13 protein-coding genes are annotated in these 14423 nt (G+C 69.0%); 7 read left to right on the forward strand and 6 right to left on the reverse strand.

The genetic code is table 11. From position 1 onward, the window contains the following. Positions 1-4: 4 nt before the first annotated feature. Positions 5-970: an alpha/beta fold hydrolase gene (locus tag H8F27_RS08975; RefSeq protein ID WP_231596164.1), complete on the forward strand. Its 966-nt coding sequence runs from the start codon at positions 5-7 to the stop codon at positions 968-970. On the opposite strand, the gene H8F27_RS08980 is transcribed toward H8F27_RS08975, so the two are convergent. Continuing rightward, complete coding sequence (locus tag H8F27_RS08980; RefSeq protein WP_197147819.1) at positions 894-2093, reverse strand: FAD-binding oxidoreductase; 1200 nt, start codon at positions 2091-2093, stop codon at positions 894-896. The two genes, H8F27_RS08975 and H8F27_RS08980, sit on opposite strands and share 77 nt — an antisense overlap. 14 nt (positions 2094-2107) lie before the next feature. Here H8F27_RS08980 and H8F27_RS08985 point away from each other — a divergent pair, with 14 nt between their 5' ends. Further along, on the forward strand, positions 2108-3466 hold the full coding sequence (locus tag H8F27_RS08985; protein WP_197147820.1) for a four-carbon acid sugar kinase family protein: 1359 nt from the start codon (positions 2108-2110) through the stop codon (positions 3464-3466). Here the strand turns inward: H8F27_RS08985 and H8F27_RS08990 are convergent. Genes H8F27_RS08990 through H8F27_RS09000 form a run of 3 tightly spaced genes read right to left on the reverse strand, consistent with a single transcriptional unit; the run spans position 3438 to position 7639 of the window. Continuing rightward, the gene (locus tag H8F27_RS08990; protein WP_197147821.1) at positions 3438-4781 is read right to left on the reverse strand and encodes an APC family permease; all 1344 of its coding nucleotides are present in this window, start codon (positions 4779-4781) and stop codon (positions 3438-3440) included. The genes H8F27_RS08985 and H8F27_RS08990 overlap by 29 nt on opposite strands. A 27-nt stretch (positions 4782-4808) precedes the next feature. Beyond that, positions 4809-6155: a (Fe-S)-binding protein gene (locus H8F27_RS08995; protein WP_197147822.1), complete on the reverse strand. Its 1347-nt coding sequence runs from the start codon at positions 6153-6155 to the stop codon at positions 4809-4811. 41 nt (positions 6156-6196) lie between these two features. Further along, positions 6197-7639 (reverse strand): NADP-dependent isocitrate dehydrogenase, encoded by a 1443-nt coding sequence (locus H8F27_RS09000; RefSeq protein WP_197147823.1) that lies wholly within the window; start codon positions 7637-7639, stop codon positions 6197-6199. Between the two features lie 70 nt (positions 7640-7709). On the opposite strand from H8F27_RS09000, the gene H8F27_RS09005 reads away from it, so the two are divergent. Next, positions 7710-8153: a hypothetical protein gene (locus H8F27_RS09005; RefSeq protein ID WP_197153463.1), complete on the forward strand. Its 444-nt coding sequence runs from the start codon at positions 7710-7712 to the stop codon at positions 8151-8153. Between the two features lie 21 nt (positions 8154-8174). Here H8F27_RS09005 and H8F27_RS09010 read toward each other — a convergent pair whose 3' ends face one another. Beyond that, a complete protein-coding gene (locus H8F27_RS09010) occupies positions 8175-8582 on the reverse strand; it encodes a type II toxin-antitoxin system VapC family toxin (protein ID WP_231596165.1) in 408 nt (135 codons plus the stop codon). Further along, entirely contained in the window at positions 8579-8863 is a 285-nt protein-coding gene (locus H8F27_RS09015) for a type II toxin-antitoxin system Phd/YefM family antitoxin (RefSeq protein ID WP_197147824.1), read from the reverse strand. Before H8F27_RS09015 ends, H8F27_RS09010 begins: the two co-directional genes overlap by 4 nt. 139 nt (positions 8864-9002) lie before the next feature. Here H8F27_RS09015 and H8F27_RS09020 point away from each other — a divergent pair, with 139 nt between their 5' ends. The 4 genes from H8F27_RS09020 to H8F27_RS09035 are packed head-to-tail and all read left to right on the forward strand — an operon-like array spanning position 9003 to position 14398. Next, positions 9003-9716 (forward strand): heme oxygenase (biliverdin-producing), encoded by a 714-nt coding sequence (locus H8F27_RS09020; RefSeq protein WP_197147825.1) that lies wholly within the window; start codon positions 9003-9005, stop codon positions 9714-9716. Beyond that, positions 9717-10757 carry a glycosyltransferase gene (locus H8F27_RS09025; protein WP_197147826.1) on the forward strand — a complete coding sequence of 347 codons (1041 nt, stop codon included), beginning with the start codon at positions 9717-9719 and terminating at the stop codon, positions 10755-10757. A 26-nt stretch (positions 10758-10783) separates the two neighbouring features. Continuing rightward, the gene (locus tag H8F27_RS09030) at positions 10784-13180 is read left to right on the forward strand and encodes a UvrD-helicase domain-containing protein (protein ID WP_197147827.1); all 2397 of its coding nucleotides are present in this window, start codon (positions 10784-10786) and stop codon (positions 13178-13180) included. Then, the gene (locus tag H8F27_RS09035) at positions 13181-14398 is read left to right on the forward strand and encodes a CCA tRNA nucleotidyltransferase (protein WP_197147828.1); all 1218 of its coding nucleotides are present in this window, start codon (positions 13181-13183) and stop codon (positions 14396-14398) included. Positions 14399-14423: the final 25 nt, after the last annotated feature.

Here is a 14423-nt window from a genome sequence, read left to right on the forward strand (position 1 = left end):
CGTGGTGGCTTGCCTGTCTGACCCCCAGCCCTGGAATTACGCCGGTCATCCCGTTCATGTTGTGAAGGCTGCACCCGATGGGCCCGAGGGGCCGGCGGTGCTGTTGGTGCATGGCTTCGGTGCCTCCACCGACCACTGGCGCCACAACATCCCCGTGCTGGCCCAGCGCCATGAGGTGCACGCCATCGACCTGCTGGGCTTCGGCCGCAGCGCCAAGCCGGCGGAGCTGGCCTACGGCGGGGCCCTCTGGCGCGACCAGCTGGCCGCCTACGTGGCCGAGCGCATCGGCCGGCCCACCGTGCTGGTTGGCAATTCCCTGGGCGGCTTCTCTGCCCTGGCCGCCGGGGCGGCCCTGGGAAACCAGGCGGCCGGAGTGGTGCTGCTGAATGCGGCCGGACCGTTCAGCGATGAGCAGGCTCCGCCCAAGGGCTGGGCTGCCATCGCCCGCCAGACCATCGGTGGCGCCCTGCTGAAAAGCCCGGTGCTGCAGCGATTGATCTTTGAAAACCTGCGTCGGCCGGCCACGATCCGCCGCACCCTCCACCAGGTTTACGTCGACAAGACCAATGTGGACGATGCCCTGGTGGAGGCGATCCGGCGGCCCTCGCTGGATCCGGGTGCCTTCGGGGTATTCCGCACCGTGTTCGACATCCCCCGGGGCCAGCCCCTCGATGAGCTGTTTGCCCAACTCGCCTGCCCCCTGCTGCTGCTCTGGGGGATCCGCGATCCCTGGATCAATGCCGCCGGCCGTCGCGGGGCCTTCCAGCGCCATGCCCCCGCTGCGACCACCGAGGTGGTGCTGGAGGCGGGCCACTGCCCCCATGACGAGGTGCCAGACCAGGTCAACAGCGCCCTGCTGGAGTGGCTTGCCGGCCTCAGCCCAGCTCCTGGCCTCAGCCCAGAGGGGGCGGTTGCACCCCTGGCAGACGCCCGCGAGCCAGCTGCTGGAGAGGGTCGAACTGCCGCTTGATCGCCTCGATCATGGGCCGGGCCGGGGCATCCAGCCAGGCCGGCAGCTGGCTGCTGGAAGGTTGGCGCAGCACCGTCAGATAGCCGCCCCACTGCTGGCAGCTGCGCCGTAGGGCCTCTACCCGGTAAGCCGGCAGCTCGGCTGCTGAAGCCCAGCTGACCCCCAGCCCACTGCCGGCGCCAAGGCACAGGGGGAGCTGGGCCAGGGCTGGCTCGGCCACCAGGGCGGGGGCCTGGCTGGGGCGCACCGCCAGGCGCAGCAGCCAGTCACTGGCTTCGGGGCCCGGGCCCCGGCCCTGGGCCACCTGGGCTTCGAGTTCGGCCGGCTCCAGGGGCAGGGCCCCGATGCCGAGCGCGGCGCCCCTGGCGCTGATGCAGGCGATCTGCTCTGCGAGGGTGGCGGCGTTGATGCTTGCCAGGCTGATCAGCAGGCCCGCATCTCCCCCTGTCCCCGCCCCCGCTCCGGCCCCGCCGCCGGGACGCCACCAGTCGATCCGTTCGGGGCTGAGGCTCGATCCGAGCAGCCAGCTGGCCAGCTGGCCGAGGGCCTCGAGGGGGCCGCTGAGCCCCAGGCCCCGCCGTTGGGGCGGCAGCGGCAGGGTGCGCAGGGTGACGCTGGTGATCAGACCCAGGGCGCCCCAGCTGCCGGTGAACAGGCGCATCAGGTCGTAGCCGGCCACATTTTTGACCACCTTGCCGCCGGCCCTGGCGCGGACCCCGTCGGCGCGGACCAGCTCGATGCCGATCAGCTGGTCGCGCACACCCAAATAACGCTGCCGCAGGCCGCCGGCCAAGCCGCGGGCCACCAGGCCACCGACGCTGCCACTGGCTGCGCCGCTGCTGCCGCTGCCCCAGGGCCAATCCAGGGTCAACCACTGCCCATGGTGTGCCAGCTCAGCCTGGAGCTCCACCAGTGGTGTGCCGGCCCAAACCGTCACGGTGAAGTCGCCCGGGCTGTGCTCCACCATGCCGCGCAGGGCCCGGCAACTGACGGTGGCACTGCCTGGCTCCGGCTGGGGCCCCCAGCTCAGGCGGCTACCCAGCCCGGCCGGTTGCCAGGGCGCAGCTTGCCGGTGCAGCTCGCGCACCAGCTCCTGCAGTTCGCCGGGCTCAGGGGAGATCACGGCACGATGGTGCCATGGCCGCCAACTTCAAGATCATCGTTCTTGACGATGACCCAACCGGCTCCCAGACCGTGCACAGCTGTCCCCTGCTGCTGCGCTGGGATGGGGCCTCCCTGGCGGCGGGGCTGGAGCACCCATCGCCCCTGCTGTTTCTGCTGGCCAACACCAGGGCGCTGGCGCCGGCGGCGGCGGCCGAGCGGGTGCGTGAGATCTGCCGGGCCCTGGCGGCGGCGTTGCCGACAGCGGGGCTCGAGCGCTGGTGGCTGGTCAGCCGCGGCGATTCCACCCTGCGCGGCCACTTCCCGCTGGAGGTGGATGTGATTTCCGCTGAACTGGGTCCATTCGCCGCCACCCTGCTGGTGCCGGCGTTCCTGGAAGGGGGGCGCACCACGGTGGGCGGAGTCCATCTCCTGCAGGGTCAGCCCGTGCATGAAACGCCCTTCGGCCGTGATGGCCTGTTTGGTTACTCGACAAGTTACCTTCCGGCCTGGGTGGAGGAGAAGAGTGGCGGCCGCATCCCGGCTTCAGAGGTGCAGGGCCTCGAAGCCGCCAAGCTCAGCCGGGCCTGCGAGGATGGGGGGCAAGAGCTGGCTCAATGGCTGGCTGGTCTTGCCGCCCAGCCCCTGGTGGCGGTGGATGCCGAGCAGCCCCAGCAACTCGCCGCCCTGGCCAGGGTGGTGCGTGCCTTCCCGCGGCCGGTGCTGGCCCAGTCGGCGGCGAGCTGGATACGGGCCCTGGCAGCTCTGCCGCCCCAGCCCCTTGCTGGCGCCGACCTGGTGGCATTGCGCCGCCGCGGCCGCGATGGCGAGCCATTGCGGGGCTTGGTGCTGGTGGGCTCCCATGTGCCCCTGGCCGATGCCCAGCTCGCCTCCCTGCTGGCTGAGCCGCTCTGCACCGGCCTGGAATTGCCCGTGGCCCGGCTAGCGCAGCTGCTGGAGTCCCCCCAGCCCGGCGCCCGGCCCAGCGCCCGGCTGGCCTGCCTGGAGCGGGACTGGCTGCTCGAGCTGGGGGAGATCCTCGCTGCTGGGCGCACGCCGGTGCTTTACAGCAGCCGCGGCGAATTCCCCTGCGCTTCGGTGGCGGCGCGCCGCCGGCTCGGGGACGGCCTGGCGGCGCTGATGGCCCGGTTGGTGGGGGCCTTGGCTCCCCAGCTGGCCTACCTGATCAGTAAGGGCGGCACGACCACCCATGCCCTCCTGGCCGATGGGCTCGGCCTGGCGGCAGTGGAGTTGCAGGGCCAGCTTTTGCCTGGCCTTTCGCTGGTGTTGACGCCAGCGGAGCTGCCGGTGCTCACCTTCCCCGGCAACCTGGGGGATCCGGGCACCCTGCGCCAAGCCTGGCGCCTCATGGAGGGTCTGGAATCTTGCTCCTAGAGGCGGCGTAGCCCACTGCCACCAGGGCCAGGGCGGCCAGGCTGTCAACCCAGTCGTGGACAGCCGCCCCCAGCAGAAAGGCCAGCGATACCGCTGCCACCAGCAGGGGGGTGAGGGGGTAGCCCCAGCAGCGGAATGGCCGGGGCAGCTCCGGTTCCTGGCGGCGCAGGGCCACCAGGGCGGCGATGCCTGCCAGGGGCAGGCTCACGTAGAGCAGCGCCCCCATGGCCAGTAGCCGCTCGAAGGTGCCCGCCAGTACCAGGCCCGCGGCGGCGGCGCTGGTGAGCAGCAGGGCAACGGTGGGCGTGCCGCCGTCATTGACGCTGGCGGCAAAACCCGGCACCAGGCCATCGCGGCCCAGGCCGTAGAGGATCCGTGGGGCCGCCATCACCACCGTGTTGATCAGCCCCAGCAGCGAAATCAGGGCCACGGCGGTGATCAGATTTCCCCCCAGGGGGCCGGCCAGGGCCCGTCCCGCCGCGGCGGCTGGCAGGGTTGAGCTGGCCAACTGGGCGATTGGCAGCACGTGCAGCAGGGCCAGGTTGATCAGCAGGTAGAGGGCCATCACGGCCAGCACCCCGCCGATCAGGGAGCGGGGCAGATCCCGCTCGGGCTCGCTGAACTCCTCGGCGAAATAGACCGGGCTGGCCCAGCCGTCATAGGTGGTGATCACGGCCTGCAGGGCCAGCACTGCCGGCATGGTCAGGTCCTGCCAGGTGGGGGCGATTGGTGGCTCCGGGGGGACAGCACCGCCGCCGAGCTGGGCCTGGGAGGGCAGCAGAAAGCAGGCTGCCACCAGGGCCAGGAAGGCCACCGCCTTGACCAGGCTGAGCAGTTCCTGGCTGGCGCTGCCGGCCCGCAGGCCCCGCAGCTGGATCAGGGTGAACAGGCCGATCGCCCCCAGGGCCAGGCCCTGGGCCCCAAAGGGCAGCAGGCGCCAGGGGTCAGGCAGCAGGGCCTGGCCGTATTCCCCCACGGTGGTGGCCACCCAGGCCAGGCCGATGCAGTGGGCCAGCCAGTCGGTCCAGCCCACCAGGAAGCCGACCCGGCGCCCGAAGGCCCTCTCCGCATACACATACCAGCCTCCCGCCCGGGGCAGGCTGGCTGCCAGTTCGGCGATGCAGATCGCCCCCAGCAGCGCATAGAGCCCGCCCACCAGCCAGGCCGCCAGGTGTAGCGGCTCCGTGGGCAACTGGGCTGCGACCAGCCCAGGGGTGCGCAGGATGCCCGCCCCGATCGTGCCGCCCACGGCTCCAGCCAGGCCGAAACCCAGGCCCAGGATGGATAGGAGCCGGCCCGGGGGGTGGTCGGCCATCAGAGCTGATGGGGCAAGGGGGCCGACTTAATGGCCGCCGCCCGCCCGCCAGCTGCGTTGCAGCAGCTCGATTGGATGGAGCACCGGGATCGGCCGCTCCTGCTCGGCCAGGTGATGGCGAATCTGCAGGGTGCAGCCGATGTTGGCACTGGCCGCCAGTTCGGCGCCGGTGCCGGCCAGGTCGGCCGCCTTGAGCTGGCCGAGCTCGGCGGCCTCCCGCGGCTGCACCAGGTTGTAGATGCCGGCGCTGCCGCAGCACACGCCCGCCTCCGTGGCCTCCCGCAGCAGCAGGTGGGGGATCCGGCGCAGCAGGGCCCGGGGCTCGGCGCTGATGCCCTGGCCGTGCAGCATGTGACAGGCATCGTGATAAGCCACCGCCAGCGGCCGCTCGGCGGTGGCGGGGCTGCCGTCAGCGTGGGCAAGGGGGCCCAGGCGGGCCCTGAAGGCCTCGCTCAGGCCCAGACCGTGCAGGAATTCATGTACGTCCCGCACCTGGGATGCAAAGGCCCCGCTGAGTTCACCGTTCAGGATCGTGCCGTAGGCCTTGAGGGTGTGGCCGCAGCCGGAGGCCGCCACCAGTACCGCATCGAGGGGTTCGGGCCCCGCCGGTCGGCCCGGGCCCAGCACGGTCGCGAAGCTGTCCATCACGGCGGTGGCGAGCTGTTCGGTGTGCGCCAGCTCGCCCTGGTGGTGGGTAACGGCGCCGCAGCAGCCCTGATCCGGCGGGATCACCACCTCGATGCCGTTGGCGCTCAGCACCTCCACCACGGCCCGGTTCACCGCTGGATCAAACAGGCGCTGGACGCAGCCCAGCAGCAGCCCTACCCGGGCCCGCCGTTCGCCGCGGGCCGGCACCACCGTCGGGAAGCTGGCCTGGAAGGCCTCGGCGGGCAGGGGCGGCAGCAGCCGCTCCATCGCCTCGAGCTGGGGGCCGAGCAGGCGGGTGAGGCCGCTGCGGCGGGCCAGGGCCTGCAGCGGCGTGCCGGCATAGGCCCGCAGGGGAGTCAGCACCGCCCGCAGCCGCGCCGGGTAGGGGAGCAGGGCAAATAGCAGCCGGCGGAAGGCCCGCTGGGCCGGGCTGCGCAGCTCCGGAGCGTTGAGCTGGGGCCGGGTGGCCTCGATCAGCTGGTCGTAGCGCACCCCCGAGGGGCAGGCGGTGACGCAGGCGAAGCAGCCCAGGCAGCTGTCGAAATGGCTGGCGACCGTGGCGTCGAGCTCCAGTTCGCCGGCCTCGATCGCTTTGAGGGTGTGGATGCGGCCCCGGGGCGAATCCATCTCCGTGCCCAGCACCCGGTAGCTTGCGCAGGTGGGCAGGCAGAAGCCGCAGTGCACGCAGGGGTCGGTGCCCCCAGCAGGTAGGCCGGGCAGGGTCATCGGGTCAGTCTGCCCGCCATCGTGCTGGGTTGGTTGGCCGATCAGCCGCTGAAGTGACGGATCACGGCGTCGGCGAAACCGCTGCAGCTCACCGGCTCCACCGGCGGCTCCATCAGCCGGGCCAGGTCGTAGGTGACCTCTTTACTGGCGATGGCGGCGCTGAGGCCGGCGGTGATCAGGTCTGCCGCCTCCTGCCAACCCATGAATTCGAGCATCATCACACCCGAAAGAATCACCGAGCCTGGGTTTATGCGATCGAGGCCGGCGTGCTTCGGCGCGGTGCCGTGGGTGGCCTCAAAGATGGCGGCGTTGTCGCCGATGTTGGCGCCCGGGGCCATGCCCAGGCCGCCCACCACGGCGGCGGCGGCATCACTGACGTAGTCGCCATTGAGGTTGAGGGTGGCCAGCACGGAGTACTCCTGGGGTCGGGTCTGGATCTGCTGGAAGATGCTGTCGGCGATGCGGTCGTCGACCAGCACCATCTGCTTCCACTGGCCGCCACCGTGACTGGTGCCGATCGCCGCAAGCACGCCGCCTACCTCAGCGTCGATCGCCGCTTTTTTCTCGGGGGTGAGGGCGTCGTAGCCCGGCTCGATCATGCAGGCATTGGCTTCGATGCCCAGGCCCGGATTGCGCTCGACGTTGTCGAGGATCCAGCTTTCCCGTTCGGTCACGCACTCGGCACGAAATTCGGTGGTGGCCAGTTCATAGCCCCAGTCGCGGAAGGCACCCTCGGTGAATTTCATGATGTTGCCCTTGTGCACCAGGGTCACGTGGCGCTTGTCGCCCTCGAGCCGCAGGGCGTGCTGGATCGCCTTGCGGATGTGGCGTTGGCTGCCGAACTTGCTCACCGGCTTGATGCCGATGCCGGAGCCCGCGGGGATGCGGCGGTTGCCGAGCTTGCCGTTGGCTGGGATCACCACCTCATTGAGATGCTTGATCAGCTCGAGGCATACCGGATCAGTGGCTTCCCACTCGATCCCCATGTAGATGTCCTCGGTGTTCTCCCGATACACGATCACATCGAGGTCTTGCGGCCGTTTGTGGGGGCTGGGGGTGCCCTCGTAGTAGCGGCAGGGGCGCACGCAGCAGTAAAGATCGAAGATCTGGCGCAGGGCCACATTTAGCGAGCGGATGCCACCGCCGATCGGTGTGGTGAGCGGGCCCTTGATGGCCACGCCGTAGGTGCGGATCGCTTCGAGGGTGTCTTCCGGCAGGTACTGGTAGGTGCCGTAGAGGTCGCAGGCTTCATCGCCTGCATACACCTTGAACCACTCGATCCGCCGCTCGCCGCCATAGGCCTGGGCCACGGCGGCATCGAGCACCTTCTGGGTGGCGGGCCAGATGTCCACGCCGGTGCCGTCGCCGCGGATGAAGGGAATGATCGGATCGTTGGGTACGACCGGCTGGCCGCTCTCGAAGCGGATGGCCGTGCCCTGGGCTGGGGCGGTGAGCTGCTCGAATTGCGGGGAGCTGGTAGCCATTCGTGCGGCAGGGAAGGGTCGGGTGAGCCTAGGTTTCGCCAATGCAGCGGTTCTGCTCAGGGGAAACGGCATGAATGCCACCGATCAGGCCCGGAATCTCGAACTGGCTCAGGCAATCGCTGCGGTGGCCGTGCTGTTTCGGCAGCACTTCCCCGATGCCCGCGTAAATCTCACCCCCTGGCGCGACGATCCCCAGACCCGCGCCTGGGCGGAGGCGGAGTGCGTGGATCTCTCCTTTCACTTCCCCGGCTGGAATCCGCGCAACCAGTGCCGCTCGATGCTTTTGCAGCTGCGCCTGGTTGGCGCTCCGATCGGCGGACGTCCGCGCTTGCTGGGGGCGTTGATCCGCGGGCTCACCTATGAATCGGAGCGATGGCGCCTCGCCACCCTGGGCGACTGGCAACCCAGCGGCAGCCACCTGCCGGATCCGGCCGTGGTGGCCAAATTGCAGACGTTCTGCCGCGGCTTGTTTGATCTGCTTAGTGGCGCCGGCAGCGACGCTTCGGCGGCTTGAAGCCCACTGGGGTCATCCGGCTCACCAGAGCAACCGCACCGGATAGCGATGGATCTCCGGGTCTGGGGTCACCAGGATCAGGCCGTTGTCGATCGCTTGGCAGATCAACATCCGATCAAAGGGGTCGCGATGGTGATCGGGAAGCTTCGGAAGGTGGCGGAGGGCGTCCTCTTCCAAGGCAAGGGGGAGAACGCCATGGCGCTGCCGTTCCTGCCGCGCATAGGTGGCCGGGTCACCCGGCAGAGGCAGCCGTCCGGCCAGTGCTTTCACCGTTAGCTCCCACTGGCTCACCACACTCAGATAGACCGGCACGGCGGGATCAATCAGGGCTTCGCGGGCCGTGGTTGAGAGCTCGCTCGGGGTGCGCACCATCCATAGGAAGGTGCAGGTGTCGAGCAGCAGCCCGCCACTGTCCCGGATGGTGCTCAAGCGGTCTTTCCTTCAAAGGCCGCCTGTAGGTCAGCCGGCAGTGGTTCAAAGAAGGTCGCTGGAATTGGTGTGCCGGCGTCTTCGGCCTGGCCCAGGGGGCGAGGTGCCGTGGGCAAGGGAGGTTGCGTTGGCCGCAGTTCGGCGATCGGACGATTGCGGCGGGTGATCACCAAGCGCTCCCCGCGCTCCACCCGGTCGAGCAGGGCTGAAAACTGGGCTTTGGCCTGTTGGGCACTGACTGGGCCGGGGCAACCCGCTGGCCGTGAATGCTGGGACGCCATTGCAATCACTTGACCTGTAAACAGGTTAGCTACCTGACCTGCGCAATCTTGTCGGCGGCGTAACCCTTCGCAACCTTGCTGCTCACCTAGGCGTGACCGCACCTAATTTGACCCCTTGTCCGTGCAGCGCCCCCAACTGATGGCTGTCGCCCTTGCTTCCCAACTGCGTGAAGGCACCAAAAAGGCCCACACGATGGCGGAGAACACCGGCTTCGTGAGCTGCTTCCTCAAGGGCGTAGTCGATAAGGTCAGCTACCGCACCCTGGTGGCCGACCTCTATTTCGTCTACTCGGCGATGGAGGAGGAGTTTGCCAGGCTCAAGGACCATCCGGTGCTGGGTCCGGTGGGCTTTGCCGAGCTCAACCGCCGCGAGAGCCTCGAGCAAGACCTGGCCTTCTATTTCGGTGCCGACTGGCGCACTGCCGTCAAGCCCACTCCTGGCGCCCAGCAGTATGTCGACCGCCTGCATCAGGTGGCCCGGGAGTGCCCGGAGCTGCTGGTGGGCCACCACTACACCCGCTACATCGGTGATCTCTCCGGTGGCCAGATCCTCAAGAACATCGCCCAGAAGGCCATGAACCTGGGCGAGCACGACGGTCTGCGCTTTTACGAGTTTGACGCCATCGCCGATGAAAAGGGTTTCAAGGCCAACTACCGCACGGTGCTCGATGGCCTGCCGATCGACCAGCCCATGGCAGATCGGATTGTCGAGGAGGCCAACCAGGCCTTCCACCTCAACATGGTGATGTTCCAGGAGTTGGAGGGCAACTTGATCGCTGCCATCGGCAAGGTGCTGTTCGGCTTCCTCACCCGGCGTCAGCGGGCCGGCAGCACCGAGGTGGTGACGGCCTGAGTGCGACCAGTTCGTTTCCTCCTGCCTGGCACCACCGGTCGGTTTCGCTGCGGCGGCCTGCTGGTGGAGCTGCAGAGCGCCCGGCTGCTCGCCGAGCTGGTGCCCACCCAGCTGGTGACCTACCGCCAGCGGGAGCCGGCTCATCCCTTCCTCGCCGACCTATTGCGCCAGGAGGCCGCTCCCGGTAGGGCCCTCTGGATTGTGAGCTGGGGCTTTGATGTGCCCAGGTTGCTGGCCCGGCTGCGGGGCCGGCCTGTGGCATACCACGCCCATAGCAGCGGTTACGGCTTTGATCTGCCGGCCGGGGTGCCGGTGCTGGCGGTGAGCCGCAACACCCTCGGTTACTGGGGTGATCGGGCGCCCCGCAGTCCCCTGCTGCTGGTGCCCAATGCCCTTGAGCCGAAGTGGCTGGAGCGGGGCCGGCGCCATGGCGATGGGGAGCGGCCGATCGATGTGCTGGTGCAGCGTCGTAAGAGCAGTGCCTACCTGCTCAAGCAGCTGGTGCCAGCCCTGCGGGCCCGGGGTCTGGTGGTCCAGGTGCAGGAAGGCTGGGTGGACGATCTGGTGGATCTGTTCAACAGCGCCAAGGTGGTGCTCTACGACTCCGCCGACTACTGGCGGGGCCGCGGCGTGAGCGAGGGTTTTGGCCTGCCGCCGATCGAGGCCCTGGCCTGCGGCTGTGTGGTGTTCAGCAGCTTCAATCACGCCCTGGCCGACAGCCTCGATCCGGGAGTGCTCGGCCACCAGATCGGAGCGGGCAGTTTGGCCGGCGATATCGAGCGCATCGAGGCCGCCGCCGCCGATCCAGACCGCTGGCGCCCCACCCCGGCGGCCCTTGCGCCCCTGCTGGAGGGCTGTTCGGAGGCGGCCCTGCGGGCCCGTTGGGCCTCAGCACTGGCCGAGGTGAATGGCCACTGGGATCGGCTGCTGGCCGGTGAGCCGCCCCTGCACAGCCCCGCACCCTGGCGCCTGCGTTGGGGCCAGGGGCTGGCGGGGTTGGGCCGCCACCTGGTCAGGCTGCTGCCCACTCGCCGGGTCTAGGCCGATCCGCCCTAGGTTCGCCGGCTATGAGTGCCTTTCTCGCCGGCCTGAATGACGCCCAGCGCAAGGCGGTGGATCACCACACCGGCCCGCTGCTGGTGGTGGCCGGTGCCGGCAGCGGCAAGACCCGGGCCCTCACCCACCGCATCGCCCACCTGATCGGCCACCACGGTGCCGATCCGGCCCATTTGCTCGCCGTCACCTTCACCAACAAGGCGGCCCGGGAGATGAAGGAGCGGCTGGAGCTGCTGCTGGCCCAGAAGCTGGCCCAGAGCCAGTTTGGCCAGCCCTGGAGCACCCTGGCGGCGGTGGAGCAGCGCCAGCTGCGCAGCCGCATCTACCGGGATGTGATCAAGGAGCTGTGGATCGGCACCTTCCACGCCCTGTTTGCCAGGCTGCTGCGCTTCGACATCGATAAATTCAAGGATCCAGAAGGACTCAGCTGGACCCGCCAGTTCTCGATCTATGACGAGAACGACGTCCAGAGCCTGATCAAGGAGATCGTCGTCCAGGAGCTCCAGCTCGATCCCAAGCGCTTCGAGCCCAAGAAGGTGCGCTGGGCGATCAGCAACGCCAAGAACCAGGGCTGGATGCCCGAGCAGCTCGAGGCCGATGCCGGCGGCCAGCGGGGCAAGTTGATGGCTGAGACCTACCGGCGCTACCGGCGTGCTCTGGCCGCCAACAACGCCCTCGATTTCGACGACCTGCTGCTGCTGCCGGTGCAGCTGCTGCGCCAGAACGAGCAGATCCGCGACTACTGGCACCGGCGCTTTCGCCATGTGCTGGTGGATGAATACCAGGACACCAACCGCACCCAGTACGACCTGATCAAGTTGCTGGTGACCAACGGTCGCGAACCTTCCGCCTACGACGACTGGGACGGCCGTTCGGTGTTTGTGGTGGGCGATGCCGACCAGAGCATCTACAGCTTCCGCGCTGCCGACTTCACGATCCTGATGGGTTTTCAGGACGACTTCGGTGACGGGGCCGCCAGTGAGACCACCGCCACGATGGTGAAGCTGGAGGAGAACTACCGCTCCACCGCCACGATTCTGGAGGCTGCCAACGCCCTGATCGCCCACAACTCCGAGCGGATCGACAAGGTGCTGCGCCCCACCCGCGGTGAGGGGGAATTGATCTCACTCACCCGCTGCGACGACGAGATCGCCGAGGCCGAGGCCGTGGTGCACCGCATGCGCATGTTGGACGCCGCCCATCCAGACCTGCGCTGGGGCGACATGGCCGTGCTCTATCGCACCAATGCCCAGTCGCGGGCGATGGAGGAGTCGCTGGTGCGCTGGGGGATTCCTTACATCGTGGTGGGGGGCCTGCGCTTCTACGACCGGCGCGAGATCAAGGATGTGCTCGCCTACCTCAGGCTGCTGATCAACCCGGCCGACACCGTCAGCCTGCTGCGGGTGCTCAATACCCCCAAGCGCGGCATCGGCAAAACCACGATCGAACGGCTCACCGACGCCTCAAGCCAGCTCGGCATTCCCCTCTGGGACGTGGTGAGCGATGCCGAGGCGGTGCGCTCCCTCGGCGGGCGCTCGGCCAAGGGGTTGCTGCAGTTTTGCGAGTTGATCAACGGCCTGCAGGCCTGCGCCCAGGACATCGCCCCTTCTGAACTGGTGCAGCGGGTGATGGAGCAGAGCGGCTATGTGGCCGAACTGATCGCCGACGGCACCGATGAGGCCGAAGACCGGCGCCGCAACCTCAACGAACTGGTGAATGCCGCTCTCCAATACCAGGAGGAAAACGAGGAGGGCTCCCTGGAGGATTTCCTGGCCTCCGCTGCCCTGGCCAGCGATGCCGACAGCAAGGACACCGACCAGGACCGGGTCACCCTGATGACCCTGCACGCCAGCAAGGGCTTGGAATTTCCGGTGGTGTACCTGGTGGGGATGGAGCAGGGTCTCTTCCCCAGCTACCGCTCCCTGGAGGATCCTTCGGCCCTGGAGGAGGAGCGGCGCCTCTGTTACGTGGGCATCACCCGGGCCAAGGAGCGCCTGTTTCTCTCCCACGCCAGTGAGCGGCGGTTGTGGGGCGGCATGCGGGAGCCGGCCGTGCCCTCGGTGTTTCTCTCGGAGTTGCCCCCGGAGCTGCTTCAAGGCGACATTCCCCACAGCGGTGGGGCGGCAATCCGGCGCGAACAGCGCCTAGATCGCCTCACCCGGGTGGATCGGCAGGAGAGCCTCCAGGTGGCTGCAGGTGGCAGCGCCGCTGCCGCCGCCAATGCGGTGCGCCGCCGGGGGGCAGCCAAAGTTTGGGCGGTGGGCGATCGGTTGCGCCACAGCAGCTTTGGAGAGGGCCAGGTGAGTCACCTCTTCGGCAGCGGTGAAAAGGTGTCGATTGCCGTGAAATTCCAGGGGATGGGCCCCAAAATCCTCGACCCCCGCCTGGCGCCGATTGAACCCATCTAGGTGGATATCCCCGGCATTTCCCCCTCCCTGTTGAAGGCCCTGGGCCAGCTCGACATGGGCCCGGTGGCCCTGGTGGGTGGTGCGGTTCGGGACCTACTGCTGCATCGGGTGCACAACGACCCCTGGCGGGGCTTGCCCGATCTGGATCTGGTGGTGGAGGGGGCGGCGGCTGGCCTGGTGGCGGCCCTGGTGGAGCAGCTCGGCCCCTCCCTGGTGCGGCGCGCCCAGGAGCATGGGGCCTACGGCACGGTGGAGCTGGAGCTCGATCTGGCCGGCGAGGTGGTGCTGCTCGATGTGGCCAGGGCCCGCCGTGAGCTGTATCCGGTGCCGGCCGAAAACCCCCTGGTGAGCTTTGGTTGCCTGGCGGACGACCTGGCCCGCCGCGATTTCAGCATCAATGCGATGGCCCTGGACCTGGCCAGTGGTGAGCTGCTGGATCCCCATGGGGGCCAGCAGGATCTGGAGCGGCGCCAGTTGCGTTTTTTACACGCCGCCAGCTTGCGCGACGACCCCACCCGGCTGGTGCGCGGGGCCCGTTACGCAGCCCGGCTCGGCTTCGCCCTCGACCCCTCCAGCCGCCAGCAGGCCGACAGGACCCTGACGGCCTGGCCCTGGGGCTGGCGGCCCGGGGATTCCCCGGCCCTGGCCCCAGCCGCCCTGGGCACCCGGCTGCGGATGGAGCTTGAGTTGCTGGTGGAGCGGGAGCCCTGGGCGGAGGCGCTCCAGGCATTGCAGCAGTGGGGCGGCTTGGCGCTGCTGGATCCTGCCTTGCAGGCGGATTCCCAGTGGCCACGGCGGCTGCGCTGGGCCGCGCGGCTGGGTTTGCCGCTGCTGGTGGCCCTGGTGGCGGGAGCGGGCGAACCCCTCGCCCTGGCGGAGCGGCTCCAGTTGCCCCATCGCCAACACCGCTTGCTGGTGCAATGGCTGGCCTTGCGGGCCAGCCTGGGGGCAGGGTTTACGGATGCTCCCCTGGTGAGCGCCGAGCACTGGTGTGCCCTGTTGGAAGCCCCTGGTTGCAGTGCCCCAGCGGTGGCCCTGGCGCTGGTGTGCAGCAACGGACCACGCCGGCCCCTGCTGCGTTGGCTGCTGCGCTGGCGCTTCCTAAAAGCTGAGCAGAGCGCCGCGGAGCTGATGGCAGCAGGGGTGGGCCAGGGCCCCGAGCTGGGCAGGCGGCTGCGCGCCCTGCGGGCCGAGCGACTGGGGCGGGAGCGGCTCTGAGGGTTTTTGCGAGCTCCTAGCGTGG

It is taken from the genome of Synechococcus sp. CBW1108, from assembly GCF_015840335.1.
Taxonomy (GTDB): Bacteria; Cyanobacteriota; Cyanobacteriia; order PCC-6307; family Cyanobiaceae; genus Cyanobium_A.

What these genes read in the sequence shown, in the direction of transcription:
- H8F27_RS08985 (WP_197147820.1), top strand. Translation starts at nt 2,108, where the DNA reads ATGGCCGCCAACTTCAAGATCATCGTTCTTGACGATGACCCAACCGGC.
- H8F27_RS08990 (WP_197147821.1), bottom strand. Translation starts at nt 4,781, where the DNA reads ATGGCCGACCACCCCCCGGGCCGGCTCCTATCCATCCTGGGCCTGGGT.
- H8F27_RS08995 (WP_197147822.1), bottom strand. Translation starts at nt 6,155, where the DNA reads ATGACCCTGCCCGGCCTACCTGCTGGGGGCACCGACCCCTGCGTGCAC.
- H8F27_RS09000 (WP_197147823.1), bottom strand. Translation starts at nt 7,639, where the DNA reads ATGGCTACCAGCTCCCCGCAATTCGAGCAGCTCACCGCCCCAGCCCAG.
- H8F27_RS09005 (WP_197153463.1), top strand. Translation starts at nt 7,710, where the DNA reads ATGAATGCCACCGATCAGGCCCGGAATCTCGAACTGGCTCAGGCAATC.
- H8F27_RS09015 (WP_197147824.1), bottom strand. Translation starts at nt 8,863, where the DNA reads ATGGCGTCCCAGCATTCACGGCCAGCGGGTTGCCCCGGCCCAGTCAGT.
- H8F27_RS09020 (WP_197147825.1), top strand. Translation starts at nt 9,003, where the DNA reads ATGGCTGTCGCCCTTGCTTCCCAACTGCGTGAAGGCACCAAAAAGGCC.
- H8F27_RS09030 (WP_197147827.1), top strand. Translation starts at nt 10,784, where the DNA reads ATGAGTGCCTTTCTCGCCGGCCTGAATGACGCCCAGCGCAAGGCGGTG.